Source organism: Streptomyces sp. NPDC055013, assembly GCF_053608645.1.
Genome location: NZ_JBSGVW010000001.1, coordinates 454341 through 481308, shown reverse-complemented (window position 1 = coordinate 481308; position 26968 = coordinate 454341). Strand labels below are relative to the sequence as shown.

21 protein-coding genes and 1 riboswitch are annotated in these 26968 nt (G+C 70.9%); of the genes, 12 read left to right on the top strand and 9 right to left on the bottom strand.

Features of this window, described 5'->3' with window-relative positions; genetic code table 11:
* Nucleotides 1–43 precede the first annotated feature (43 nt).
* The 3 genes from ACWGDB_RS02050 to ACWGDB_RS02040 form a co-directional block, all read right to left on the bottom strand.
* Nucleotides 44–685 carry a superoxide dismutase gene (locus tag ACWGDB_RS02050; RefSeq protein WP_453820610.1) on the bottom strand — a complete coding sequence of 214 codons (642 nt, stop codon included), beginning with the start codon at nt 683–685 and terminating at the stop codon, nt 44–46.
* 72 nt (nt 686–757) lie between these two features.
* Nucleotides 758–1915, bottom strand: coding sequence for a HoxN/HupN/NixA family nickel/cobalt transporter (locus tag ACWGDB_RS02045; protein ID WP_453820609.1), 1158 nt, complete (start codon nt 1913–1915; stop codon nt 758–760).
* Nucleotides 1916–2364: 449 nt separating this feature from the next.
* Nucleotides 2365–3780 (bottom strand): short-chain fatty acyl-CoA regulator family protein, encoded by a 1416-nt coding sequence (locus ACWGDB_RS02040; RefSeq protein ID WP_453820608.1) that lies wholly within the window; start codon nt 3778–3780, stop codon nt 2365–2367.
* A gap of 386 nt (nt 3781–4166) precedes the next feature.
* On the opposite strand from ACWGDB_RS02040, the gene aceA reads away from it, so the two are divergent.
* From aceA to ACWGDB_RS02015, 5 genes are all read left to right on the top strand, one after another.
* Nucleotides 4167–5450: an isocitrate lyase gene (aceA, locus tag ACWGDB_RS02035; RefSeq protein WP_453820607.1), complete on the top strand. Its 1284-nt coding sequence runs from the start codon at nt 4167–4169 to the stop codon at nt 5448–5450.
* A 103-nt stretch (nt 5451–5553) separates the two neighbouring features.
* Entirely contained in the window at nt 5554–7152 is a 1599-nt protein-coding gene (aceB, locus tag ACWGDB_RS02030; RefSeq protein ID WP_453820606.1) for a malate synthase A, read from the top strand.
* Entirely contained in the window at nt 7149–8018 is an 870-nt protein-coding gene (locus ACWGDB_RS02025) for a 3-hydroxybutyryl-CoA dehydrogenase (RefSeq protein ID WP_453820605.1), read from the top strand. The genes aceB and ACWGDB_RS02025 overlap by 4 nt, the downstream gene beginning before the upstream one ends.
* 218 nt (nt 8019–8236) lie before the next feature.
* A riboswitch (cobalamin riboswitch) is annotated at nt 8237–8460 on the top strand.
* 168 nt (nt 8461–8628) lie between these two features.
* Complete coding sequence (gene metE / locus ACWGDB_RS02020; RefSeq protein WP_453820604.1) at nt 8629–10947, top strand: 5-methyltetrahydropteroyltriglutamate--homocysteine S-methyltransferase; 2319 nt, start codon at nt 8629–8631, stop codon at nt 10945–10947.
* A 221-nt stretch (nt 10948–11168) separates the two neighbouring features.
* On the top strand, nt 11169–12386 hold the full coding sequence (locus tag ACWGDB_RS02015; protein ID WP_453820603.1) for a serine hydrolase domain-containing protein: 1218 nt from the start codon (nt 11169–11171) through the stop codon (nt 12384–12386).
* Between the two features lie 22 nt (nt 12387–12408).
* Here the strand turns inward: ACWGDB_RS02015 and ACWGDB_RS02010 are convergent, their stop codons facing one another.
* From ACWGDB_RS02010 to ACWGDB_RS01990, 5 genes are all read right to left on the bottom strand, one after another.
* Nucleotides 12409–14133 (bottom strand): dolichyl-phosphate-mannose--protein mannosyltransferase, encoded by a 1725-nt coding sequence (locus ACWGDB_RS02010; protein WP_453820602.1) that lies wholly within the window; start codon nt 14131–14133, stop codon nt 12409–12411.
* Nucleotides 14134–14150: 17 nt separating this feature from the next.
* On the bottom strand, nt 14151–14999 hold the full coding sequence (locus ACWGDB_RS02005; RefSeq protein WP_453820601.1) for an MBL fold metallo-hydrolase: 849 nt from the start codon (nt 14997–14999) through the stop codon (nt 14151–14153).
* Complete coding sequence (locus ACWGDB_RS02000) at nt 14960–15142, bottom strand: hypothetical protein (RefSeq protein WP_453820600.1); 183 nt, start codon at nt 15140–15142, stop codon at nt 14960–14962. The genes ACWGDB_RS02005 and ACWGDB_RS02000 overlap by 40 nt, the downstream gene beginning before the upstream one ends.
* A 20-nt stretch (nt 15143–15162) precedes the next feature.
* On the bottom strand, nt 15163–15942 hold the full coding sequence (locus ACWGDB_RS01995) for an enoyl-CoA hydratase/isomerase family protein (RefSeq protein ID WP_453820599.1): 780 nt from the start codon (nt 15940–15942) through the stop codon (nt 15163–15165).
* A 61-nt stretch (nt 15943–16003) separates the two neighbouring features.
* Nucleotides 16004–16975, bottom strand: a complete 972-nt coding sequence (locus ACWGDB_RS01990; protein ID WP_453820598.1) for an NAD(P)-dependent oxidoreductase — start codon at nt 16973–16975, stop codon at nt 16004–16006.
* Between the two features lie 72 nt (nt 16976–17047).
* On the opposite strand from ACWGDB_RS01990, the gene ACWGDB_RS01985 reads away from it, so the two are divergent.
* The 7 genes from ACWGDB_RS01985 to ACWGDB_RS01955 all read left to right on the top strand — a co-directional run bounded on the left by ACWGDB_RS01985 (nt 17048) and on the right by ACWGDB_RS01955 (nt 25014).
* Nucleotides 17048–17746 carry a TetR/AcrR family transcriptional regulator gene (locus tag ACWGDB_RS01985; protein ID WP_453820597.1) on the top strand — a complete coding sequence of 233 codons (699 nt, stop codon included), beginning with the start codon at nt 17048–17050 and terminating at the stop codon, nt 17744–17746.
* 107 nt (nt 17747–17853) lie between these two features.
* On the top strand, nt 17854–19527 hold the full coding sequence (locus ACWGDB_RS01980; RefSeq protein WP_453820596.1) for a purine-cytosine permease family protein: 1674 nt from the start codon (nt 17854–17856) through the stop codon (nt 19525–19527).
* Between the two features lie 371 nt (nt 19528–19898).
* Nucleotides 19899–21488 carry an ABC transporter substrate-binding protein gene (locus ACWGDB_RS01975; RefSeq protein WP_453820595.1) on the top strand — a complete coding sequence of 530 codons (1590 nt, stop codon included), beginning with the start codon at nt 19899–19901 and terminating at the stop codon, nt 21486–21488.
* A gap of 26 nt (nt 21489–21514) precedes the next feature.
* Nucleotides 21515–22483: an ABC transporter permease gene (locus ACWGDB_RS01970; protein WP_453820594.1), complete on the top strand. Its 969-nt coding sequence runs from the start codon at nt 21515–21517 to the stop codon at nt 22481–22483.
* A 5-nt stretch (nt 22484–22488) separates the two neighbouring features.
* On the top strand, nt 22489–23379 hold the full coding sequence (locus tag ACWGDB_RS01965; RefSeq protein ID WP_453820593.1) for an ABC transporter permease: 891 nt from the start codon (nt 22489–22491) through the stop codon (nt 23377–23379).
* Nucleotides 23376–24341 carry an ABC transporter ATP-binding protein gene (locus tag ACWGDB_RS01960; protein WP_453820592.1) on the top strand — a complete coding sequence of 322 codons (966 nt, stop codon included), beginning with the start codon at nt 23376–23378 and terminating at the stop codon, nt 24339–24341. Before ACWGDB_RS01965 ends, ACWGDB_RS01960 begins: the two co-directional genes overlap by 4 nt.
* Entirely contained in the window at nt 24334–25014 is a 681-nt protein-coding gene (locus tag ACWGDB_RS01955) for an ABC transporter ATP-binding protein (RefSeq protein ID WP_453820591.1), read from the top strand. The genes ACWGDB_RS01960 and ACWGDB_RS01955 overlap by 8 nt, the downstream gene beginning before the upstream one ends.
* Before the next feature lie 28 nt (nt 25015–25042).
* Here ACWGDB_RS01955 and ACWGDB_RS01950 read toward each other — a convergent pair whose 3' ends face one another.
* A complete protein-coding gene (locus ACWGDB_RS01950; protein WP_453820590.1) occupies nt 25043–26833 on the bottom strand; it encodes a protein kinase domain-containing protein in 1791 nt (596 codons plus the stop codon).
* Nucleotides 26834–26968: the final 135 nt, after the last annotated feature.

Genomic DNA, 26968 nt, shown 5'->3' with positions numbered 1-26968 from the left:
GAGAAGACGATCACGAGCAGGACATCCGCGGCGTGTTACGGCATCACGGCGCCAGAAGCAGGCTGTCGCCCCGCTCCTTGGCGGCGGCGTAACGCTTGGCAACGTCCTGCCAGTTGACGACCTGCCACATGGCCTCGATGAAGTCGACCTTCTGGTTCCGGTACTGGAGGTAGAAGGCGTGCTCCCAGGCGTCGAACACCAGGACCGGCGTCGAGCCCTGGCCGACGTTGCCCTGGTGGTCGTAGACCTGCTCGACGATGAGGCGGCCACTGAGCGGCTCGTAGGCGAGCACGCCCCAGCCGGAACCCTGGGTCGTGGCCGACGCCTTGGACAGCTGGGTCTTGAAGTTCGCGAAAGAGCCGAAGGACTCGGCGATGGCGTCCGCGAGTTCGCCCACGCCGTCCTTCTCCAGCGGCTCGCCGCCGCCCTCGCCCGTCATGTTGTGCCAGTAGATCGAGTGCAGGATGTGGCCGGAGAGATGGAAGGCCAGATTCTTCTCCAGGCCGTTGATCGAGCCCCACGACTCCTTGTCCCGCGCCTCGGCGAGCTGCTCCAGCGTGTCGTTCGCGCCCTTCACGTACGCCGCGTGGTGCTTGTCGTGGTGCAGCTCGATGATCTCGGGGCTGATGACCGGGGCGAGCGACGCGTAGTCGTACGGAAGCTCCGGGAGCGTGTAAGTCGCCATGTCCAACGTCCTCCGACGTTATTGCGAATGGTATGCAGCTGCACGTTAACAGTAGGAGCGACGGCTTTTCGATCAGGCATTGGACCTAGGACCTGCGCCGTGTCGCAGGGCAGCACCACTGCTCGCCGAGCCCTCCACGGCGGGCCGGGCCAGGCCCGCCGTCCACTTCTCCTCGATGCGGCCGACCTTCCAGACCAGCAGGGCCAACGCCCAGGTGGCGAAGAAGAGGCCGACGATGAGGTAGCCGATGATGTTCAGGTCGAGGCCGGTGACCCAGTCCCAGAACGGGCCGTGCAGGTCCGCCTTCTCGGCGATCAGGCCGAGCAGTTCGACGGTGCCGATGATGAGGGCGACGGCGACCGACAGGCCCGTGATGGTGAGGTTGTAGTAGACCTTGCGGACCGGCTTGGAGAACGCCCAGCCGTAGGCGAAGTTCATGAACGAGCCGTCGATGGTGTCGAGCAGCGACATGCCGGCCGCGAACAGGAGCGGCAGGCACAGGATCGCGTACCAGGGCAGCCCCGATGCCGCGCCCGAGCCGGCCAGGACGAGGAGCGCGATCTCGGTCGCGGTGTCGAAGCCGAGGCCGAAGAGGACGCCCAGGGGGTACATCTGCCAGGGCTTGGTGATCGACTTCATCAGACGGCCGAGGAGGCGGTTCATGAAGCCCCGGTTGTCGAGCTGCTCTTCGAGGGCGGCCTCGTCGAAGTGACCGGTGCGCATCTGCCGGAACACCTTCCAGATGCCGGCCATGATCACGATGTTGATGACCGCGATGAGGTAGAGGAACGTCCCCGAGACCGTCGTGCCGATCCAGCCGGTCACGCTGTGCAGTGCGGAGTCGTCGTTCTGCACCGGGTCGGCCAACGCCTTGACGCCCAGGGAGAGCAGGAAGGCCAGGGCGAAGACGATCGAGGAATGACCGAGGGAGAACCAGAAGCCGACCGACAGCGGGCGCTGCCCCTCGCCCATCAGCTTGCGGGTGGTGTTGTCGATGGCGGCGATGTGGTCGGCGTCGAAGGCGTGGCGCATGCCGAGGGTGTAGGCGGTGACGCCGATGCCGATTCCGAAGGTCTTGCTGCCGAGGCTGTAGTGCTCGGGGGCGACGATGACCACGAGGGTGAACCAGCCGATGACGTGCAGCGCGAGGATGAACGCGGCCATTCCGCCGAGGCTCGCCCACTCCTTGCGGGTCATGGACGTACGGATGCGATGCCACGAGGAAGTCATGGAGTGGGGGCCTCACTACTGGTCCGATGGCTGTTCTCAGCCGCGCAGCCCAGGTTTCTGCCGGCCAGTTGCAAGAACAACGCAGGGGCGGCAAAGCCCACGTCAGGATTGAGTCAGCGTGCCGGTGCCGAACCGGCGCCGCTGGACGTGTCGATCGATCCGTCCGCGCCGTTGATGGACATCCGCGTCTTCTAGGACTGGGCGCTGCTCCCCCACACCTCCCTGCGGTCCGTGTACGCCAACGCCCTCTGCGACCCACCCTGGGACGAGGACGAGGAGCCGACCTGCTGGAAGCGGGCCCCGCAGACGCTCCCGAAGGCCGTTCCTGGCTGCTCACCTCCGTCCAGTCGGGGCGAGCCATGACCTTCCACCGCCCCCAGGGGTGGACCCAGTCCACCCACCCCTCCCCCGACGGCAAGGGCATCGTGAACAGCAAGGTCCGAGCCCGGTCACGCCCGCCCGTCGTTCTCGACCTCGACCGGATACGGCACGAACGTGCTGCTGTGCTCGTCGACGGCGAGTGCCCGGCCCAACGGAGGAGCCGCCCGCTGAGGACAGTCGAGGCGTTCACAGACGCGGCAGCCCATGCCGATCGGGGTCGCGGCGGAGGCGTTGGTGAGGTCGAGGCCGTCGGAGTAGACGAGCCGATGGGCGTGGCGGATCTCGCAGCCCAGCCCGATGGCGTACGTCCTGCCGGGCTCGCCCCAGCCGCCGCGGTGCCGGGTGACCGCGCGGGCCGTCCACAAGTAGCGCTGCCCGTCCGGCATTTCGGCGATCTGGACATGGATGCGACCGGGCGCGGCGAACGCCTCGTAGACGTTCCAAAGGGGGCAGGTGCCGCCCGCCCGGGAGAAGTGGAAGCCGGTGGCCGACTGGCGTTTGGACATGTTCCCGGCGCGGTCGACACGGACGAAGGAGAAGGGCACACCGCGCAGCCGGGGGCGCTGGAGGGTGCTCAGGCGGTGGCAGACGGTCTCGTAGCCGAGGCCGTAGCGGTCGGTGAGGCGCTCGATGTCGTAGCGGAACTCCTCGGCCGCCGTGTGGAAGGCGGTGTACGGCAGGATCAGCGCGGCCGCGAAGTAATTGGCGATGCCGATGCGGGCGAGGGCGTGGGCGGGGGAGCCGGGCGGGAAGTCCTCGGCGGCCTGCCGGTCGAGTTCGTCGCCGTACTCGAGGAGCGCCAGTTGGGTGGCCATCCGGAACGCTCGCTGGCCGGGGCGCAGGCGGCTGGACAGGTGCAGGGTGCGGGTGCCCGCGTCGAAGTGGTGAAGACGGTCCCCGGTCCCGGCGGCCGGGCGGACATCGTGCGCGTCGGCCAGCCTCGCGGTGAGGGCGCCGATGACCTCGCCGGGCCGGATGCCGATCTCCTCGGCGAGGCGTTCGGCGGCGAGGTCGGTGTCGTGCAGGTAGTTCTGGCGGCGGTAGAAGAAGTCCCGGATCTCCTCGTGAGGTGAGCGCGGTGACTCGATGGCGGTGTCCCGGCCGTCCGCCGCTCCCGCGAGCCGCTCGGACAGGAGCTGGTTGCGGCGGCCCAGGTCGAGCAGGACCCGCGCGACCGCGGGCATGCGGGAGGCGAGCTCCGTGAGGTCGGACGGGGAGACGCGGGACTCGGCGATCTCGCCGGTGAGGGCCTCGCGCAGGTCCGCCATGAGGCGGGTCGTGTCGCGCTCGGAGAAGAAGTTCGGGTCGAGCCCGAAGGTCTCGGTCAGCCGGAGCAGGACGGGGACGGTGAGCGGGCGGGAGTCGTGCTCCATCTGGTTCAGATAGCTGGGCGAGATGGCGAGGACCCGGGCCAGCTCGGCCTGGCTCATCCGGCGCTCCTCGCGGAGCCGGCGCAGCCGCGCGCCCGCATAGGTCTTGCTCACCGCGTGCGTTCCTCCATGTCAGGACGGCCTGAGACGCGGTCAGCGTACGCGAATCGGCGCCTCCCCCACCCTTCGCAAGATTGGCAAAAGGCGGCGAGAAGATTCGCAAAGCTTGGCAGGCTTCCACGGTTGATGGCACTGAGTGCCAGTGCCAGAGTGTGAGTGCGGCCCGCCGGACCCGGCAGGCACCGCCCGGAACCGGGGCGCGATTCATGCCCTGACGTCGGAGATCCCGGCAGGACGGCAGCCCGTACCGGCAGCATTGCTCACCTTTGCCCCTTCGGGGTGACGGCGGGCCGCACCTTTGAAAGAGACACGCAGTGCCATTCGTGCGGAGATCAGCACACGATTGGCAGACGCAACAGACCGAGGAGACGGTGACAGTCATGGCAGAGGCGAGGACGCAGGCGGCCGAGGAGCTCGCACGGCGCTGGGCCACCGACCCGAGGTGGCAGGGCATTGAGCGCACCTACAGCGCCGAGGACGTCGTCCGGCTGTCCGGGAGTGTCCGTGAGGAGCAGACCCTGGCCCGGCGCGGGGCCGAGCGGCTGTGGCGCCAGCTGCACGAGCTCGACTACGTCCACGCCCTGGGCGCGCTGACCGGCGGCCAGGCGGTGCAGCAGGTCAAGGCCGGGCTCCAGGCGATCTACCTGTCCGGCTGGCAGGTCGCCGCCGACGCCAACCAGGCCGGGCACACCTACCCCGACCAGAGCCTGTACCCGGCCAACTCGGTGCCGCAGGTGGTGCGCCGGATCAACAACGCGCTGCTGCGCGCCGACCAGATCGCCACCGCGGAGGGCGCGGGCGACACCACGGACTGGCTGGCGCCGATCGTGGCCGACGCCGAGGCCGGCTTCGGTGGTCCGCTCAACGCCTTCGAGCTGACCAAGGCGATGATCGCGGCGGGCGCGGCCGGCATCCACTACGAGGACCAGCTCGCCTCCGAGAAGAAGTGCGGCCACCTCGGCGGCAAGGTCCTCGTCCCGACCTCGCAGCACATCCGCACCCTCAACGCGGCCCGTCTGGCGGCCGACATCGCCGACACACCGACGGTCATCGTCGCCCGCACCGACGCCCTCGCCGCCAACCTCCTCACCAGCGACGTCGACGAGCGCGACGCCGAGTTCGTCACCGGCGAGCGGACGGCGGAGGGCTTCTACCGGGTGCGCAACGGCATGGCGCCGGTCATCGCCCGCGGCCTCGCCTACGCGCCGTACGCCGATCTGATCTGGGTGGAGACGGGCACTCCGGACCTCGCCCAGGCCCGCGAGTTCGCCGAGGCCATCCAAGCCGAGCACCCGGACCAGATGCTGGCGTACAACTGCTCGCCCTCCTTCAACTGGAAGGCCGCGCTGGACGACGACCAGATCGCCAAGTTCCAGCGTGAACTGGGCGCGATGGGCTACAAGTTCCAGTTCATCACGCTGGCCGGCTTCCACTCCCTCAACCACGGCATGTTCGACCTCGCCCGCGGCTACGCCGAGCACGGCATGACCGCCTACGTCGACCTGCAGGAGAAGGAGTTCGCCGCGCAGGCCCAGGGCTTCACCGCCGTCAAGCACCAGCGCGAGGTCGGTACCGGGTACTTCGACCTGGTGTCGACGGCCGTCAACCCCACGTCGTCCACGACCGCGCTGGCCGGGTCCACGGAGGAAGAGCAGTTCCACTAGGCCACCCGGCCGGGAGCCTCGCCCACGGCTCCCCATGACCGAGCGGAGGGGACGGACGACCGTCCCCGTCCGCCCCTCCGCTCCCACCCGTCAGGAGATCCCGATGTCCACGACCGCACTGACCCATCACGTCCGCGTCCTCGTCGGTGCGGGGCACCGGCACGAGGAGATCCTCACGCCCGCCGCACTGGACTTCGTGGGCCGGCTGGCCGACGCCTTCGGCAAGCGCCGCCTGGACCTCATGAAGGAGCGCCGCAGGCAGGTGCTGAGACTGGCGTCCGGCTCACCACTCGACTTCCCGATGGTCACCTCCACCGTCCGTGCCGACCCCACCTGGCGGGTCGCGCCTCCCGCCCCCGGGCTGACCGACCGGCGCGTCGAGATCACCGGCCCCCCGGACCGCCGTATGGCCGTCAACGCGCTCAACTCCGGCGCCAAGGTCTGGATGGCGGACTTCGAGGACGCCACGGCCCCGCTCTGGGACAACGTCGTCGGCGGACAGCTCACCCTTCTCGACGCCGTCGAGCGCCGGATCGACTTCACCACGCCCGAGGGCAAGGAGTACCGGCTCGCGGACCCGGACAACCTCGCCACCATCATGGTGCGCCCACGCGGCTGGCACCTCGACGAGGAGCACCTGGAGTTCGACGGGCGGCCCGTGCCCGCCGCGCTGATCGACTTCGGCCTGTACTTCTTCCACTGCGCCCAGCGCCAGATCGACGCCGGGTACGGCCCGTACTTCTACCTGCCGAAGCTGGAGAACCGGTACGAGGCGCGCCTGTGGAACGACGTCTTCGTCCTCGCCCAGGAACTGCTCGGAATCCCCCGCGGCACGATCCGCGCCACGGTCCTCATCGAGACGATCACCGCAGCCTTCGAGATGGAGGAGATCCTCTACGAGCTGCGTGAGCACAGCGCGGGTCTCAACGCGGGCCGCTGGGACTACCTGTTCAGCCTCATCAAGACGTTCGGTCACCGCACCGACTTCCTCCTCCCCGACCGGGCGAAGGTGACGATGACCGCCCCCTTCATGCGGGCGTACACCGAACTCCTCGTCCGCACCTGCCACAAGCGCGGCGCCCACGCCATCGGCGGCATGGCCGCCCAGGTGCCCGGAAAGGACCCGGCCGCGAACGAGGCCGCACTCGCCAAGGTCCGGCTCGACAAGGAGCGGGAGGCCGAGGACGGCTTCGACGGCTCCTGGGTGGCCCACCCCGGGCTCGTCCCCACCTGCCACGAGGTCTTCGGCGGTGTCCTCGGTGAACGGCCCCACCAGATCGACCGTACCCGCGACGACGTCGAGGTGACCGCGGCCGACCTGCTGTCGGTGCGCAGGATCAGCGGGCCGCCGACCGCGGAGGGCGTGCGCACCAACATCGCCGTGGCGCTGCGCTACTTCGCCGCCTGGCTGCGCGGCCAGGGCGCCGTCGCGCTGGACGGCCTCATGGAGGACGCGGCCACCGCCGAGATCGCCCGTGTGCAGGTCTGGCAGTGGCTCCGGCACCGGGTGATCGACCGGGAGACGGTGCTGCGGCTGCTCGACGACGAGGTCGTCGCGCTCGGCGCCGAATACCCGTGGGCGCCCGTCGACGAGATCCGCGCGCTGTTCGAACGGACCGCGCTGGCGGGCGAGTTGCCGCTGTTCTTCACCCCGGACGCGTACACGCGGCACCTCGTCAAGCGGACGGAGGCCGGGGCATGAGCGGGGGCATCCAGCGCGTCGGCGTGGTCGGCGGCGGGCAGATGGGGGCCGGGATCGCCGAGGTGTGCGCACGGGCCGGACTCGACACCGTGATCTGCGAAGTGGACGCGATCGCGGCCCGCGCCGCCCGGGACCGGGTGGCGGCGTCACTCGACCGTGCCGTGCACCGCGGCAAGCTGGAGGAGGCCGCGGCGCGGGACGCCCTCGCCCGCCTGGTCTTCAGCGGCAGCCTGGACGAGCTCGCCGACCGGCAGCTCGTCGTCGAGGCCGTCATCGAGAACCCGGCGGCCAAGACCGAGGTCTTCGCCGCCCTCGACAAGATCGTCGAAGACCCCGAGGCGGTGCTGGCGACCAACACCTCCTCACTCCCCATCATGCGGCTCGGCATGGCGACCGGCCGGGCGGACCGGGTGGTGGGCCTGCACTTCTTCAACCCGGTGCCGGTGCTGCCGCTGGTCGAGATCGTGACCTCGCTGCACACTTCGGAGGCGACGATCGCCGCGGTCGAGGACTTCGCGACCCGAGCGCTCGGCAAGACCGTGATCCGCTCCCAGGACCGGGCAGGTTTCGTCGTCAACGCCCTGCTCGTCCCGTACCTGCTGTCCGCGGTCCGGATGGCGGAGTCCGGCTTCGCCACCGCCGCCGACATCGACACGGGCATGGAGCTGGGCTGCGCCCACCCCATGGGCCCGCTCAGGCTCGCGGACCTGATCGGCCTCGACACCGTCGCCTCGATCGCCGAGTCGCTCTACGACGAGTTCAGGGAACCCCTCTACGCCCCTCCCCCGCTGCTTCAGCGAATGGTGGAGGCGGGGCTGCTCGGCCGGAAGGCCGGCCGCGGGTTCCACATCTACGACCAGGACTGAGGGCCTGGTACGACGCGGGCTGAGGGGCCCGCGTCGCCGCCGGGGATGAGGGTTCCCGCGCGGTGGACACAGGGGAAGGGCGGGAAGCGCGTATGCGGCGCGCTTCCCGCCCGGTGGCGTTGGGACCCACGGGCGCTCGGCGCAAACGCGGCACTCGGGTGTCCCATTTCACCATCCGAATGACGGACGCCGTCCTTCCCTCCGAGGTGCCACCCCGTAGGCTGACCGGTGCAGCTGGTTCGCCCCGCCCGCCAGGTGGGATGCGTCGCAAGAGGGAACCCGGTGGGAATCCGGGACTGCCCCGCAGCGGTGAGTGGGAACGACCGCCGTCATGAGCACTGGGCCCGACGAAAAGGGCTTGGGAAGCGACGGCCAGTAGGTGTCCTCCGGTCAGGAGGACGTGCCCGCGAGTCCGAAGACCTGCCAACTGCCCGTGTGCGGACCATTCCGCGCATGGAGATCTCGGTGACCTCGAGGGCGGGTCGGCGTACATACCAGGCGGACGACCGCGCTTTTGCCGCGCGGGGTCGGTTCCGTCCGGTTCGTCACCCCTTCGCGCTCTCGTCCCGTCCCCGGGATCTCAGGGATTCATCTCGCGAAGGAGATCTCCGTGACCAGCAAGTCCGCAGCCGCGGCAGCACGGGCCACCGTGTACGGCTACCCCCGCCAGGGCGCGAACCGGGAACTGAAGAAGGCGATCGAGGGCTACTGGAAGGGCCGCGTCACCGCCGACGCTCTCCGCTCCACCGCCGCCGAACTGCGCGCCGCCAACTGGCAGCAGCTCGCCGAAGCCGGCGTCCACGAGGTCCCGACGGGCGACTTCTCGTACTACGACCACGTCCTGGACACCACCGTCATGGTCGGCGCGATCCCCGAGCGCCACCGGGACGCCGTCACGGCCGACACCCTCGACGGTTACTTCGCCATGGCGCGCGGCACGCAGGACGTGGCGCCGCTGGAGATGACGAAGTGGTTCGACACGAACTACCACTACCTGGTGCCGGAGTTGGGCCCGGGCACCGTCTTCACGGCCGACTCGGCCAAGCAGGTCGCCGAGCTGAAGGAGGCCCTGGCGCTGGGCCTGACCGCCCGCCCCGTCCTGGTCGGCCCGGTCACCTACCTGCTGCTCGCCAAGCCCGCCCCCGGTGTGCCCGCGGACTTCGAGCCGCTCACCCTCCTGGACCGCCTGCTGCCGGTGTACGCCGAGGTCCTCGCCGACCTGCGCGCGGCCGGCGCCGAGTGGGTGCAGCTCGATGAACCCGCACTCGTCCAGGACCGCACCCCGGCCGAGCTGAACGCCGCCGAGCGCGCCTACCGTGATCTCGGTGCCCTCACCGACCGTCCCAAGCTGCTGGTCGCCTCGTACTTCGACCGGCTCGGCGACGCCCTGCCCGTACTGGCCAAGGCCCCGGTCGACGGGCTTGCCCTGGACTTCACCGAGTCCGCCGCCGCCAACCTCGACGCACTCGCCGCCGTGGGCGGGCTGCCCGGCAAGCGCCTGGTCGCCGGCGTGGTCAACGGCCGCAACATCTGGGTCAACGACCTGGAGAAGTCCCTGTCCACCCTCGGCACCCTGCTCGGGCTGGCGGACCGGGTCGACGTGGCCGCCTCCTGCTCCCTCCTCCATGTGCCCCTGGACACGGGCCTGGAGCGGGACATCGAGCCACAGGTCCTGCGCTGGCTGGCCTTCGCGAAGCAGAAGACCGCCGAGATCGTCACCCTCGCCAAGGGCCTCGCCCAGGGCACCCACACCATCGCCGCCGAACTCGCCGCCAACCGGGCCGACCTGGCGTCCCGCGCCGGCTCGCCGATCACCCGTGACCCGGACGTCCGCGCCCGCGCCGCCGCCGTCACCGAGGCCGACGCCCGCCGCTCCCAGCCGTACTCCGAACGTGCCGCCGCCCAGCGCGCCCACCTCGGCCTTCCCCTGCTGCCGACCACCACCATCGGCTCCTTCCCGCAGACCGGCGAACTGCGCACCGCACGCGCCGACCTGCGCGGCGGGCGCATCGACGCCGCGGGGTACGAGGAACGCATCAAGGCCGAGATCCAGGAGGTCATCTCCTTCCAGGAGAAGACCGGGATCGACGTCCTCGTGCACGGCGAGGCCGAACGCAACGACATGGTCCAGTACTTCGCCGAGCAGCTCACCGGCTACCTCGCCACGCAGCACGGCTGGGTCCAGTCCTACGGCACCCGTTACGTCCGTCCGCCGATCCTGGCCGGCGACATCTCCCGACCCGAGCCGATGACGGTGCGCTGGACCCAGTACGCCCAGTCCCTCACCGACCGCCCGGTCAAGGGCATGCTCACCGGCCCGGTCACCATGCTCGCCTGGTCCTTCGTCCGCGACGACCAGCCACTGGGAGACACGGCCCGGCAGGTCGCCCTCGCCCTGCGCGACGAGGTGGGCGACCTGGAGGCGGCCGGGACTTCCGTCATCCAGGTCGACGAACCCGCGCTGCGCGAGACACTGCCCCTGCGCTCCGCCGACCACCCGGCCTACCTGGCCTGGGCGACGGAGGCGTTCCGGCTCAGCACGAGCGGCGTGCGTCCGGACACCCAGATCCACACCCACATGTGCTACGCCGAGTTCGGTGACATCGTCCAGGCCATCGACGACCTCGACGCCGACGTCATCAGCCTGGAAGCCGCCCGCTCGCACATGCAGGTCGCCCTCGAACTCGCCGCCCACGGCTACCCGCGCGAGGCCGGCCCCGGCGTGTACGACATCCACTCCCCGCGCATCCCCAGCGCCGAGGAGGCCGCGTCCCTGCTGCGCACCGGCCTCAAGGCCATCCCCGCCGAGCGGCTCTGGGTCAATCCCGACTGCGGCCTGAAGACCCGCGGCTGGCCCGAGACCCGGGCCTCCCTGGAGAACCTGGTCACCGCGGCCCGCACGGTCCGTGAGGAGCTCTCCGGAGCCTGAGACCGGGAGCGATCCGCCGGGGAGGGGACGCACGTGTTCCGTCCCCGGCAGATCCTCGACGTCGAGCCCGGCAGGGGGTTAACCCCACCACCGATCCGGTTGATCCCCCCATCGCGCCTCCCGCTCCCGGGCAGTCATCGTGGGACACGCAACGGGCACAGGGAGGCGGAGCACACCGCACTCCCTGGCACGACAGCGCTCACAGTCAGGGGGAAGCACACGTGACCAACCGGAATCGTGCGATCGGCGGCTTACTCACCCTGGCCGTGGCGGTCGGTGTCGCGGTGTGCCCGCCGACCGGTGACGACGGGCCACGCCAGAGCGCCGGCGCCACGGTCGCCGCCGCCAAGTCCACCCACGCCACCGACCACGCAAGGCTGCGCGCGATCCTGCATCGCCTGACCACGGTCGACGGTGGTCCCGGAGCGCTCGTCGAGGTGCGGAACCGGACCGGCCGCACAGTGCTGACCAGCGGTGTCGCAGATGTGAGCACACGCGCGCCGGTACACCGTGACAGCAGGTTCCGGATCGGCAGCATGACCAAGATGTTCGTGGCCACGGTCATGCTCCAGCTGGCGGGAGAGCGTCGCGTCGCGCTGGACGCGCCGGTGGAGCGCTATCTGCCCGGCGTGGTCCGGGGACACGGCAACGACGGACGGAAGGTGACCGTCCGTCAGCTGCTGCAGCACACCAGTGGCATCCCCGACATCCTGGACCACCTGAGCCCGCAGGAAATCCTCGAGGACCCGCTGGCCCACCGCGAGATGCGTGACCTCGTGGACATCGCGCTCGCCCACCCCCCGACCTTCGAACCGGGCACCGGCTGGCGCTACTCCAACACGGGCTACTTCCTGGCCGGCATGATCATCGAGCGGGTGACCGGCCGTACGTACGGCGAGGAGATCCGCCGGCGCGTCATCACGCCGCTGGGTCTGCGTGAGACGTTCGTGCCGGGTGACTCCTCGGAGATCCCCGGACCGCATCCGCGCGGGTACGTCCGGCCCGGCGAGGACGCGCCGCTCAGGGACATCACCGCGATCAACCCCACGGTCGGGGGCCCGGCCGGCGAGATGATCTCCAGTGGCGGCGACGTCAACCGGTTCCTGGCCGCTCTCCTGCGCGGCAGGCTGCTGCGCCCGGACCAGCTGCGGGAGATGACGAGGACCCGCCCGACGGGCAACCCGGACGGCCGGGCGTACGGTCTCGGCCTGGAGAGCAGGCCGCTGCCCTGTGGCGGCCGCTACTGGGGGCACACCGGCGACATCCCCGGGTACGAGACGGCGGGCGGTGCCACGGTCGACGGCAGGCAGGCGACGGTCATGGTGAACCTCGGCCCGGGTGGTCCGGACGCACAGAGCGACGACATCAAGGCGGCCGTACGGGCGGCGCTCTGCGAGGGACGCGGGGGGCACGAGGAACGCCCCGCGAATACCCGGTAGCCGGGCAGGGCCCCCGTCGGACTCATATCCAGGTGTCGAGCCACATCCTGGCGTGCCAGTCGGCGTACGGGATCGTCTGCCCGCTGTAGATCGGGAAGAAGTAGATGAAGTTCCAGGCGATGAGCAGGACCAGCGCGCCCGCCGCGACCGCACCGCCCGTACGGCGCACCTCGCCGGCCCCCGGCGGGCCCAGCAGCGCGCCGAGCAGCATCGCCACGGCCAGACACAGGTACGGCACGAAGACGACCGCGTAGAAGGAGAAGATCGTGCGGTCCTGGTAGAGAAACCAGGGCAGGTAACCGGCGCCCACCGCACACAGGACGGCGCCGGCACGCCAGTCGCGGCGCAGGGCCCATCGGTAGAGCAGATAGACGAGGGCGAAGCACGCCGTCCACCACAGCAGTGGAGTGCCCAGGGCGAGGATCGTCTGCGAGCAGTCGACCGTCGTGCGGCAGCCGTCCGTTCCGGGTTTCGGGGACTCGTAGTCGAAGAGCACCGGGCGGCCGAGGACCAGCCAACTCCAGGGGTTGGACTCGTACTTGTGGAAGCTGTGCAGCCCCACGTTGAACTGGTAGACCCCGTACTCGTAGTGCCACAGACTGCGCAGCGGAGCGGGGATCCACGACCAGGGGCCGCCACGGCCGTCGGCCCAGTGGCGCGCGTAGCCGTGGTCCGAGCGGAACCAGCCGGTCCATGTGGCCACATAGGTCACCACGGCGACGGGGACGACGGACAGCACCGACCATCCGAGGTCCTTGCGCAGGACCGCCCGGTACGGGTGCCGCGCCCCTGCCACACGGCGGGAGCCGACGTCCCACAGCAGGGTCAGGACCATGAAGAAGGCCAGGAAGTACAGGCCGTTCCATTTGGTCGCGGCCGCGAGTCCCAGGAAGACACCGGCCGCGAGCCGCCATGGACGTGCTCCCGTCCCGGCGTGGTCGCCGGTGTGCCGGTCCGGGCGCGCATGGCCGTCCTCGCCGACCGGCAGGGCGGCCGCGAGTCGGGCCCGGGCGTGGTCCCGGTCGATCAGCAGGCTTCCGAAGGCGGCCAGTACGAAGAACATGACGACCAGGTCCAGCAGCGCCGTTCGGCTCATCACGTAGTGCAGACCGTCCACGGCCAGCAGCGCTCCGGCCAGGCAGCCCAGCGCCGTCGAACGGAACAGGCGGCGGCCTATTCGGCACAGCATCAGCACCGACAGCGCGCCCAGGACCGCCGTCATGAAGCGCCAGCCGAAGGGGTTCAGGCCGAACATCCACTCGCCGACGGCTATCACCCACTTCCCCATCGGCGGATGGGCGACGAAGGCGCCGGTGTCGGAGAGCGGGATGATCTGGGGGTCCGCGAGGATCTGCGGGTCGGCGATCTTGCGGTCCGGCCAGGTGCCCTCGTAGCCGAACTGCAGCAGGGACCAGGCGTCCTTGGCGTAGTAGGTCTCGTCGAAGACGACGTCCCGCGGACGGCCGAGGTGCCAGAGGCGGATCGCCCCGGCCAGGGCGGCGACGAGTACCGGCCCCAGCCATTCGATCACCTTCGCCAGGGCGTGCGCGCGTGCCGGGCTGAGGCGCGTGCGGTACGGGATACGGGTTGCGGGCTTGGGGAAGGGCGGAACGAGACGTTCGCGGGTGTCGGTCCGAGGGCGGCCGACGTATCCGAACCGGCGCAGACGGGCCTGCCAGTCGTGGGGAGTCGTCGTCGGCGGGGTGCCGTCGAGGACCTGGGCCCGCGACACGCTGCTACTCGTCATCGGATGACCTTAAACGGTCACCGTTCGTTGACGGCGCCCTGAGCCGGCCATGCCCGCGGGAACGGCACCGCGCGCAGGGACCGCGCGGTGACGGGGGTGTGCTCGGCCGCCGCGTGGAGCCTCCCGGCGCGCAGGACGATGGCACCGCTGCGGAGCATCGTGTCGACCAGCTCGGTGGCGAAGTCCTCGCGCTTCCGGTCCAGTTGTCGTGCCGCGTCGGTCAGCCATGCCCGTGCGACCAGGTAGGACTCGACCTCGGCGGAGGGCACTCCGTCTCGGATCATCAGGGCGAAGGCGAAGATTCTCCGGGCGCCGTACCAGACCGCTCCGGCCGGATCGTCGACGAGGCGCTGTGCGCGGCGCAGTGCGGTGGCGAAGGCGACGCCGGAGTCGGTGGGGATCGGTCCGTGGGCGGGCAGCAGCACCTTCGGCTTCAGGTCCGCCAGTCGGCGCAGGGAGTTGAGCGCGAGGGCAGCGGCGTCGGGTCCGTCGAGGGCGAGGTTGACCCAGCCGACGTCGTAGTCGGACAGCGCGTCACCGACGGCCAGCAGCCGTTCCTCCGGCTGCCACAGGGCCAGATGGCCCGGCGTGTGCCCGGGCGTGGACACGACCTGCCAGTCGGCATCGCCCAGGCGGAGCACCTGGCCGTCCTGGAGCGGCATGTCGACGGTGTAGGGAGCGACCGGCTGGTCGAGGTACTCCGCCAGACAGCACCCGGGGTCGCGGCGGGCAAGGGCTCTCGCGTCCGGGGCGTCGGCGGCGATGGCCGCGCCGCCCGACTGGAGCAGCGCGTTCGCGCCGACATGGTCGGAGTGCCAGTGGGTGTTCACGACCATGGCGAGGCTGCTCTCCCGGTGTGCACCCATGCGGCCGTCTCCTCGGCGTGGCCGACGAAGCCGCTGTCGACGAGGGCCGCTCGACGGCCGTGCAGCAGGAGCGGGTTGGCGTCGGGGAACGGCCTGCGCTGCCATGTCACCCAGGCCGGGAGACGCTCTGTGCCGCGGTCCATCGAGTCCTCCCTGCGGCCCGTCACCACGGAGCCGGGCTGCCCTTGAGCTGCTGCCAGTACCGCCGGTGGGCATGCCGCGCCCCGTCGCTCGTCATCCCGGCAGGCAACTCCTTGTCGAGCGGATCGGCCAGCTCCGCGATGTCCCGCAGCGCGGCGGCCTGGCAGGCCCGCTTGGTGAACGCGTACTGCTCGACGCAGTCCTCCGGCGTCGTCCCGGCGACCGCGACCGCCCGCTCCACCACCTCGTCGGCATCGGCCAGTTCGTGCACCATCCCCAGCGCATGTGCCTGCGCCGGGCTGAAGATCTCGCCGAGCAGACAGGTGCGGGCCGCCACCGGTTCACCCCACGCGTACGCGAGCATCCGCACGTACACCGACGGCATCGGGATCCCGATGGGCACCTCGTTCAGCCCGAATTTGGCTCCCTCCGCCACCGATACGCGGTAGTCGCACACCGCCGCGGTGATCAAACCCCCTGCAAACGCATGCCCGTTCACCGCCGCCACCGTCGGACGCGGGTAGGTGAAGAGCCGCAAGTTCGTCGCCCGGTAGTCCTCGAACCACGACGCCACGGCCGTCCGGTCCCCCGCGAACAGCGGAAAGTGCTCACCCAGGTCCAGGCCGGCGGAGAACCGGCCGCCCGTGCCCGTCAGAACGACAGGGCACTGATCATGATCGCGCTCGAGGCGGTCGAACGCCTCATGCAGATCGGCGAAGAAGGCACGGCCCTGCGCATTCACCGGATTCGTCGTCATCGTCACCACGGCCACCCGGCCCCGCCGCTCGATCGTCCAGCTCATAGCCGTACCTCCGAGTGAAATCGGGCCGTGCGGCGGGCAGGATTCGGCGCCAAGTCGCCGTTCATGGCGTGGTGTTGTCGACGGTGGGGCGTGGATCAGCCCTGTGGTCCGGGGAGCCGGCAAGAGCGGAGCCGTCCGTACGGGCCTCCAGCGCATGCAGTACGGCCACCATGTCCTCGCCGCCGTGCCCCTGGGCGACCGTCTCGCCGTACAGGGCGTGGCAGACGTCGAGGAGGGGCGACACCACTGTGGCCTTGCGGGCGGCCTCGGCGATCAGGCGGTTGTTCTTGAGGACGTCCGCGGCCCCGGCCTGGACCGCGAAGTCCCGGGCCAGCAGCTTGGGCCCCTTCACCCGGGAGACGGCGCTGGCCATCGGTCCCGCGTCCAGGACGTCGCGGAGCAGGCGTTGGTCGAGCCCGTGCCGGTCGGCGAAGTGGAACGCCTCGGTCAGGCCGGTGACGAGGGTGATCAGGAACAGGTTGACCGAGAACTTCATCAGCAGGGCGCCCGGCACGCCGCCGCAGTCGAACGTCTCGCGGCACATCGGGGCGAGGATGGGACGTACGGCCGTGACGGCGTCGTCGTCGCCCGCCAGCATCGCCACCAGGTCGCCCTGCTCGGCGGGGACGCGGGAGCCGGAGACCGGCGCCTCGACGTAGCGTCCGCCCACGGCCCGGACGGCGTCCTGGAGGGCGGCCGAGTACTCCGGCGCGGTCGTGCCCATGTGGACGACGGTACGTCCGGCGAGGTGCGCGGCGAAGTCCGGGGTGCCACGCCCGAGGACCGTGTCCACGGCGGCCTCGTCGGCCAGCATGAGGATGACCGTCTCCGCCCGCGCGAAGACCTCGGCGGGTGTGTCCGCGATGTGGGCGCCTGCGGCGCGCAGAGGTTCGCTGCGGTCACGGCTGCGGTTCCACACGACGAGGGGCGTTCCGGCGCGAGCCAGGTTGAGCGCCATGGGCTGTCCCATGACCCCGAGACCGATGAATCCCACGTACACGATGCACCGCCGATCCTCTATGACCGTGGTCATAGTAACCCGACACTATGACCGCTGTCATAGAATGGACTCCGGATCATTGGGGAACGGGCGCTGGAGGTCGGGATGGCGGTGTCCGAACGAGGCCCGCGCGAGCGGATGGTCTTCAGCGCTGCCCAGCTCATCCGGCGCGACGGGGTCGCCGCCACGGGGATGCGTGAGGTCGCCGCACACGCCGGGGCGCCGCGCGGCTCGCTGCAGCACTACTTCCCCGGCGGCAAGGAGCAGTTGGTCAACGAGGCGGTCGGCTGGGCGGGCCGGTACGCGGGCAACCGTGTCGCCCGGTTCCTTGCCGCGCTGGACGAGCCGACGCCCAGCGGGCTGTTCGCGGAGATGGTCCGCCAGTGGACCGACGAGTACGAGGCCGCCGGGTTCGCGGGCGGCTGCCCTGTCGCGGCCGCCACGGTGGACTGGGCCGAGTCCACCGAGTCGACGCGGGAGGCGGTGGCCGCCGCGTTCGGCACCTGGACCGGGCCGGTGGCCGGGGCTCTGGCCGACATGGGTGTGCCGCGGGAGCGGGCCGGTGCGCTCGCCACGCTCATGATCAGCGCGCTGGAGGGGGCGATCCTCATGGCCCGGGCGGAGCGGGACGTCCGGGCGCTGACGACCGTGGCGCGGGAACTCGGTCCGCTCCTGGACGCCGCGGTGCACAAGGCGGGTCGACACGAACCGGCGCCCTTTGAGGCCGTGGGCCGTCGCGGCCTCGCCCTGCGGGAAACACGCCCTTCATCCACGGAGTCCTCAGGGGAAACGACTCCTGCCTAACGTTCCTGCCTCGCCGACGTTCGTCACGCGGATCGCCACCCCTCGCACCGCTCCCGAACCGAGGCGCCCCCCACGGCAGTCCCCAACCCGCAGCAAGGAGGCGTGGCGTGAGCACGGAGCCACGACTGGCAGAAGTCACCGAGCCCGGACCCGAGCAGCAGGCGTCGCCGGGTACCGACCAGGCCGGCAAGGAGACCCTCGAGGACTACACCCTCCGCTTCGCACCCCGCAGTTACCGCCGCTGGACCCCGATGGTCGTGGCGACCACGGCACTCGGCGGCATCGCGTACATGGCCGACTTCTCCATCGGCGCCGGCATCGGCCTGGCCCACGGCACCGGAAACGCGCTGCTCGCGATCGTCGTCGCGGCCGTCGTCATCTTCGTGACCGGCTTCCCGCTGGCCTACTACGGCGCCCGCTACAACATCGACCTGGACCTCATCACCCGCGGCTCCGGATTCGGGTACTTCGGTTCGGTCCTCACCAGCGTCATCTTCGCCAGCTTCACCTTCATCTTCTTCGCCCTCGAGGGCTCGATCATGGCCCAGGGCCTCAAGCTCGGCCTCGGACTGCCGCTGTGGCTGGGCTACTTGGTGTCCACGCTGATGGTGATCCCGCTCGTGATCTACGGGATGACGGCGCTGAGCAAGCTCCAGGTGTGGACCACGCCGATCTGGCTGCTGCTGATGGTCGCCCCGCTGGTCCACCTGGTCGCCACCGACCCGGGGACCGTCGACCGGTTCCTCGCCTACGCCGGCACCGACGGCGAGGGCGGCGTCAACACCGCCGCCGTACTGCTGGGCGCGGGCGTGTGTCTGTCGCTGATCGCGCAGATCGGCGAGCAGATCGACTATCTGCGCTTCATGCCGCCCAAGACCGAGGCGAACAAGCGCGCCTGGTGGACGGCCGTGGTGATGGCCGGTCCCGGCTGGGTCGTGCTGGGCGCGCTGAAGCAGGCCATCGGCGTCTTCCTCGCCGTCTACATCCTCGCCGAGGTCGGCCCCGGCGCCGCGCCCGAGCCGATCCAGCAGTTCAAGGGCGCCTTCGACGCGATGATGCCGTCCTGGCTCGTGGTCCCGCTGGCCGTGGTCCTCGTGGTGATCAGCCAGATCAAGATCAACGTGACGAACGCCTACTCCGGCTCCCTCGCCTGGACCAACTCCTTCACCCGGGTCACGAAGCGCTACCCGGGCCGGATGATCTTCGTCCTGGTCAACCTCGCCTTCGCGCTCGCGCTGATGGAGGCGGACATGTTCAGCTTCCTCAACGGCATTCTGGGCTTCTATTCGAACTGCGCGATCGCCTGGGTGGTCACCGTCGCCACCGACATCGGCGTCAACAAGTACCTCCTGAAGCTGTCCCCGCACGCCCCCGAGTTCCGCCGCGGCATGCTCTACGCCGTCAACCCGGTCGGTGTCGTCGCCTTCGTCGCCGCCTCCGGGCTCTCCATCGCCATGTACTTCCACGGGCTGGGCGACACCCTCCAGCCGTACTCCCCCGTCGCCGCCGCCGTCATCGCCTTCGCCCTCACCCCGCTGATGGCCGTGGCCACCAAGGGCAAGTACTACCTGCGCCGCGCCGACGACGGCATCGCCGAGCCGGTCCTGGACTCGGACGGCAACCCCAGCGGCGTGACGTACGAGTGCCACGTGTGCCGGCAGCAGTTCGAGCGCCCCGACGTGGCCGCGTGCCGGACACACGACGCCGTGGTCTGTTCCCTGTGCCTGAGCACCGACAAGGCCGGCGACCACGTGCTGCCCCCGGCACCCGCCATCCCCTGACACGCGACATCCGAGGGCTCCCGCAAGCCACGTACTTGCGGGAGCCCTCAGGCATGCCGTCCGCCGTGCACGCGGACCCCGGGTACACAGCACCGCCTCCCCTATTGCATACTCATCGCAATAACGAGATGGATGCAGAGGGGGCAGGGCCGCATGGGGACGCCGGACCGCTGCCGCACCCAGGCCGCCTCCCTGCGGTTATGACCACCCCGCAACTCCGCCTGCACACCCGCGAGATGCTCCCGCGCCCAGGATTTCTCCCCCGTCGGCCCCGCCGATCCGCAGCGGACTGATGCAGGCCGGGCCTGGGTAGCCCTCCTATCGCACTTCATACGCAACAACTGTTCACAAGCAACAAGGGTGTGACGCTCATGACGACCCGTCGAATACGTAGTGCTGCCGTGACGGCGGCGGCAATGGTGGCCGGGGTCGCCGCCTGCTCCGCACCCGGCAGCGGCGGCAGCGACAGCCAGGCCGCCGACTCCGTCGTGATCGGGGTTGCCTCGGAGCCGGACACCCTCAGCCCGCTGCTCGGCTACGGCAAGGACGGCAACTCGAAGCTCTTCGACGGTCTGCTCGCCCGCGATGCCGACCTGAAGCTCAGACCCGCCCTCGCGAAGGCGCTGCCCGAGATCGGGGCCGACGGCCTCACCTACACGTACACCCTCCGCGACGGCGTGAAGTTCAGCGACGGCGAGCCGCTGACGGCCGACGACGTGGTCTACACGTACCGGACGATCCTGGACGAGAAGACCAACAACACGGCCCGCAGCGAACTGGACGCCGTCAAGGACGTGCGGGCCGGCGGTGACGACAAGGTCGTCTTCACGCTGAAGTACCCCTACGCGCCGTTCGCCGGGCGCACGGTCCTGCCCATCGTCCCCGAGCACGTCGCGGGCGAGCAGGACCCCAACACCGGCTCCTTCAACACCAAGCCCGTCGGCACCGGCCCGTACGTCCTGTCCGCCTGGCGCAAGGGCGAGAAGCTCACCTTCAAGGCCAACCCGGACTACTGGGGCGGCGCTCCGAAGGTGAAGACGTTCACCATGGCGGTCATCGCCGACGACAACGTGCGCGCGACCCGACTGCGCTCCGGTGACCTGGACGGCGCGGTCCTGCCGCCCAACCTCGCCGCCACCTTCAAGAACGACGACGGCACGAAGTCGTACGAGGCGCGGTCCTACGACTTCCGCACCGTGACCCTCCCGACCGCCGGCAAGGTCACCGGCGATCGCGCGATCCGGCAGGCGCTGGATGCCGCCGTGGACCGCGAGGCCATGGTCGACAAGATCCTCGACGGCGCGGGCACCCCGGCGTACGGGCCGCTCCCCGTCGACGATCCCGCGTTCGCCGAGGACATCGAGCGCAAGCAGGACCTGGACAAGGCCAAGCGGATTCTGGACGCGGCGGGCTGGAAGGCAGGCGAGGACGGCATCCGCGCCAAGGGCGGACAGCAGGCCGCGTTCACACTGCTCTATCCGTCCGGCGACAAGGTCCGCCAGGACCACGCCCTCGCCTACGCCTCCGACGTCAAGAAGGCCGGCATCAAGGTGACGGTGGAGAGCGCCACCTGGGAGGTCATCGAGCCGCGGATGAAGGACACCGCGGTCCTCGCGGGCTTCGGCAGCACCGGCGACCCCGACTTCGGCCTCTACACCCTGCTGCACTCCTCCCTCGCCGGAGACGGCTTCAACAACATGGCCCGCTACGACAGTCCGGCCGTGGACAAGGCCCTCGACACCGGCCGCCGCACCCAGGCCCCGGCCAAGCGGGAAGCCGCGTACGAGGCGGTCCAGCGCGAGCTCGTGAAGGACCCGGGCTACACGTTCCTCACCCACATCGACCACCTCTACGTGCTCGCCGACCGCTGGGACGGGCTGACCACGCAGCTCGAACCGCACGAGCACGGCTTCGCCAGCGGACCCTGGTGGAACATCGAGGACTGGCAACCGAAGAAGTGAGCATCAGGTCCCTGCCCTGGGGAGCGATGGCACGCCTGGCGGGACGGCGGACCCTGTTCGCCGTCCCCGTCCTGATGGTCGTCACGTTCGGCGTGTTCGCCATCGCCGCCGCATCCCCCTTCGACCCCGTCAAGGCGTACGCCGGCACGGCCGCCCTCGGTGCGGACCAGGAGACCCTGGACCGGCTGCGGGACAACCTCGGTGTGGACCAGCCCTTCACCGCCCGCTGGTGGCACTGGCTGACCTCCGCCCTCGGCGGCGACCTGGGGCACTCCAGCGTGCTGCGGCAGCCCGTGGCGCAGGTGATCGGTGAGCGCCTGGTGTGGTCGACGCTTTTGTGCACGGTCGCGTTCGTCGCCGCCGTGCTGATCGGCACCCTGCTCGGAGTGCTGGCCGCCCGGCGTCCGGGCTCGATGCTGGACCGTGCCGTCAGCTCGCTCGCGTACACCTTGGAAGCGGCGCCGGTCTTCTGGATCGCCCTGCTCGCCGTCTGGCTGTTCGCCCTCCAGTTGGACGTCCTCCCGGCCGGCGGCCTCACCGACACCGCCAGCGAACAGGTCACCCCGGGGCAGGTGGCGAGCCATCTGATCCTGCCCGCCGGGGTGCTCGCCGTCTCCCAACTCCCCTGGTTCGCCCTGTACGTACGGCAGGGAGTCGGCGACGCCCTTGCGGAGGACCCGGTACGGGGCGCCCGGGCCAGGGGTCTGAGCGAGAGCACCGTCCTGCTCGGCCACGCGCTGCGCTCCGGTCTCCTGCCGGTCCTCACGCTGATCGGCTCCCGCGTCCCCGAACTGATCACGGGCGCCCTGCTCGTGGAGACCGTCTTCAGCTGGCCGGGCATCGCCGCGGCCACCGTCGAGGCGGCCACCGCCGTCGACTTCCCCCTGCTCGCGGCCCTCACGACGCTGGCTGCCGTCGCCGTCCTCGTCGGCAACCTGCTCGCCGACCTCCTCTACGGACTGTTCGATCCGAGGGTGAAGCTCAGTGAAATGTGACTCCCATGACCCCAGTTGACACCGACGTACGGTCCGGGCCCGCATGGCGCTCCCCCGGCACCGAGCGCCGCTCGACCCGCACGCTGCGGATCCGCACCTCGGCCGCGCTGGTCGCCGTGACCGTCCTCGCCGTGCTGCTCGTGCCGCCGCTGGTGCAGCTCGACCAGCAGGCCGTCGACCTGGCCGCCAAGCTGCAACCGCCGTCCTGGGACCATCCCTTCGGCACCGACGACGTCGGCCGGGACCTGCTGCTGCGCTGCGTCTACGGCCTTAGGGTCTCGCTGCTGGTCGGCGTGGCCGCCGCGCTCACCGCGACCGTCATCGGCACGGCCGTCGGCGCCACGGCGGGGGCGGTGGGCGGCTGGGCCGACCGCGCGCTGATGCGGGTGGTCGACACGGTCTCCTCCGTGCCCCACCTGCTGCTGGGCATCTTCATCGTCGCGATGTTCCGGCCGGGCGTCTGGCCGGTGATCGTCTCGGTCGCGCTCACCCACTGGCTGTCCACCGCCCGGATCGTGCGCGCCGAGGTCCTGTCCCTGCGGTCACGCCCGTACATCGACGCCGCCGTCTCCGGCGGTGCGTCGCGGTGGCGGGTCGCGGTACGGCACCTGCTGCCCGCCGTGCTGCCCCAGGCCGCGCTGGCCGCCGTACTGATGGTGCCGCACGCCATGTGGCACGAGTCGGCGCTGTCCTTCCTGGGACTCGGCCTGCCCACGCACCTGGCCAGCCTCGGGAACCTCATCCAGGGGGCGCGGGGCTCGCTGCTCGCCGGACAGTGGTGGCCGACCCTGTTCCCGGGCCTGTTCATCATCGTCCCCACCCTCGCCATCGCCGGACTGTCCGGGGCCTGGCGGGAGCGGATCAACCCGCGCCGCCGATCGGAGCTGATGCTGTGACCGAGCGACCTCCCGTGCTGTCGGTGCGTGGGCTGTCCGTGCGCTTCCTCATGCCCGGCGGCCGTCGTGTCGCGGCCGTCACCGACGCCCGCTTCGACGTGGCGGCCGGCGAATGCCTCGCCCTGATCGGTGAGAGCGGCTGCGGCAAGTCCGTCCTCGCCTCCGCCCTCCTCGGCCTGCTGCCCGCCAACGCCCAGACCGCCGGCGAGGCCCGGCTCGGCGACCTCGACCTGCTCGCCGCCGACGAGCAGACCCTCGCCCGCACGGTACGGGGCCGCCGCATCGGCCTGATCCCGCAGAGCCCGGCGGCACACCTCACCCCGGTGCGCACCATCCGCTCCCAACTGGAGGAGACGGTCACGGCGTTGACGGGCGTGCGCGGGCGAAGGGCCGTACGGGCCGCTGCCGAGGCGGCAGCAGAGCGCACCGCCTTCCCCGTGGACCATCTCGACCGCCACCCGCACGAACTGTCCGGCGGGCTCTCCCAACGCGCCGCGACCGCCCTCGCGCTGGTCGGCGACGCGCCCCTCCTGCTCGCCGACGAACCCACCACCGGGCTCGACCGCGACCTGGTCGAGCACACGGTCGACGAACTGCGACGCCACATCGACGACGGCGACCGGGGCCTGCTGATGATCACCCACGACCTGGCGGCGGCCGAGCGCATCGCCGACCGGGTCGCCGTCATGTACGCGGGCCGCATCGTCGAACTCGCCGCCGCAGCCGCCTTCTTCGGCAGCCCCGGCCCCCGTCATCCCTACAGCCGCGGCCTTCTCGACGCCCTCCCCGACCGCGCCTTCGCGCCCATCCCCGGCATGCCCCCGGAGCTCGGCGACCTCCCCGCCGGCTGCGCCTTCGCGCCGCGCTGCGACCGTGCCACGGACGCCTGTGCCGGCCTGCCACCGCTGGCCGAGGCCGTGGCCTGCCACCATCCGCACGTCCCGGAGGACGCCCGTGCTTGAACTGCGCGCCATCACCGCCGGATACGACAGACGCGCACCCGTCGTACGGGACGCCTCCCTGACGGTCGAACCCGGCGAAACCGTCGGCCTGCTCGGCCCCAGCGGCTGCGGCAAGTCCACCCTCGCCCGCGTCGCCGCGCTCCTGCACCGCCCGGAAACCGGAACCGTCCTCCTGGACGGCACCCCGGTACGCCGCTGGCGCCACGCCGCCCCGCGCGAGCAGCGCACCGCCTTCGGCGTCGTCTTCCAGCAGCCCCGCCTCTCTGCCGACCCCCGGTTGCGCCTGGCCCAGCTGATCGCCGAGCCGCTGCTCGCCACCGGCCGACGGGAGGGCTCGGCCGACCGGGTCGCCGAACTGGCCGAAGCCGTCGGCCTCACCCCCGACCTGCTCTCCCGGCGCCCCCACGAGGCCAGCGACGGCCAGCTCCAGCGCGCCTGCCTCGCCCGCGCCCTCGTGCTCCGCCCGCGCTGGCTGGTGTGCGACGAGATGACGGCCATGCTCGACGCGTCCACGACCGCCGCCCTGGTGAAGGTGGTCGAGGACTACCGCCGGACCACCGGCGCGGGCGTACTGGCCATCGGACACGACCGCACGCTGCTGCGGCGGTGGTGCGACCGCACGGTCCACTGGGACGAGGTGGGCTCCGAGAAGCCCCTGGCGCGACGGCCCTGAACCACTCCACGCGCCCTGGACGCGGGTGTCAGTCCTCGGCCGGCATCACACGGGTCACCTTGCCCTTGGTATCGGCCTCCAGGTAGCCGGCCTGGTAGGCGTCCGTGAGGTAGACGGCGATGCCGGCCGGAGTGTCGAAGACGTCGCTGGGCTGCCGTACCAGCAGGTAGCGGGATTCCGGCTTGTCGACGTTGAGCTTCTTCTCGGCCTCTTCGAGGAGCGCGGGAACCCGGTCCCAGTTGAAGTCGTCGAGGCTGACGGGCTGGTCGCCACCGGAGAGGGTGCCGGAGATGATGCCCTTCTCCACACCCTGCCCCGGGCGGTAGGTGTAGGAGTCGTACTTCGTGTCGCTGCCGTCGACCATCAGCTCGGCGGACGCGTACTCCGGGTACACGGTGAAGTCGCCGAACCTGTCCCGGCCGGTCTCGTCCTTGAACGCATTGATGGCTTCGCGGATGCCGTCCGGGGTGAGCAGGGTGCCGGTCGTCGGCTGCTCCGACTGCCGGGCCGCCGGATCGGCGCCGGTGTCCGCGTCGGTCGGTGAGACGGTCGGCTTCGGGGTCGATGTGGCGGGCGTGTTGCCGCGCGCGTCCGCGTCACCCGACTCGCCCCCGACGGGCAGCAGCCACCACAGCAGAGCCAGCGCGCCGGCGAGGGAGGTCCCTGTGACGGCCAGCAGGGCGGTCCGGCCCGGGCGGCGTCGGGGGGCTGCTTGCGCGGGCATCGTCAGCGGCTGGGGAGGGGTCTGCCCCGGCCATGGGTGGACCGGTGGCGGCCCGAATCCGGCGGGGGCGGGCGTCGAGGCGGGGCCGCCCGACGGGAAGGACGTGGCCGGCGACGAGGAAGCCCCGCCGGGGTATGAGGGGGCCGTAGGGGCGGAGCCCGGGGCGGACATGTACGTGGGACCGGGCGGCGGGTTCAGCGGATACGACGTGGCCTCGTCCCGCACCGCCGGGCCGTCCGACCCGCCCGGAGCGGACTCGGCCTCCGCCAGCTTGAGGTCCAGCACGGCGGCGGACGGCCGCGCCGACGGGTCCCGTACGAGCACGCTCATCAGTACGTCCCGCAACGCGCCGGCACGCACCGGCGGCGGCACGTCGTCGTGGAGTACCGCGGCGAGGGTGGCCAGGGTGTTGGCCCTGCGCAGCGGGTGGTGACCCTCCACGGCGTTGTACAGCATCATCGCCAGCGACCACAGGTCGGAGGAGGAGCCGCCCTCGTGCCCCGAGATGCGCTCCGGCGCCATGAAGTCGGCCGTGCCGATGATGGAGCCGGTGGCGGTGAGGTTGGTCGACTCACGGATCGCGGCGATGCCGAAGTCGGTGAGCACGGGGCGGCCGTCGGGCCGCATCAGAACGTTGGCGGGTTTCACGTCCCGGTGCTGGATGCCGGCGTCGTGTGCGGCGGTCAGCGCGGCGAGCACTCCCCGGCCGATGCGCGCCGCCTCGGCCGGCGGCATCGGGCCCTGGGCCAGCCGGTCGGCCAGCGAGCCGCCGCTGACCAGTTCCATGACGATCCACGGGTAGGTGCCGTCGCCACCGTCGACTATGTGGTGGATGGTGACGACGTTCGGATGGTCGATCCGGGCCAGGGCCCTGGCCTCGCGCAGCACGCGTTCGCGCAGCATCCGCGCGCTGTCGGGATCGTATTCGGCGAGGTCCCGGTCGGGCGGCCGGACCTCCTTGACCGCCACCAGCCGGTGCAGCACCAGATCCCTGGCCCGCCAGACCGTCCCCATCCCGCCGCCACCGAGGCGGGCCTCCAACTCGAAGCGCCCGTCGACGACTCGTCCACCGGGACCTCTGTCTGCCTCACTCATGGGCGGGAGCTTAGTTGTCGCCACGGACAGTGCTCGTCGGCGGTCATGGCTACGGGGCGGATCGCGGGTGAGAGTGACGGGAGCGCCGTCTCGTACAAACGCACATGCGACCCCAAGAGGCATTCATCCCAGCTC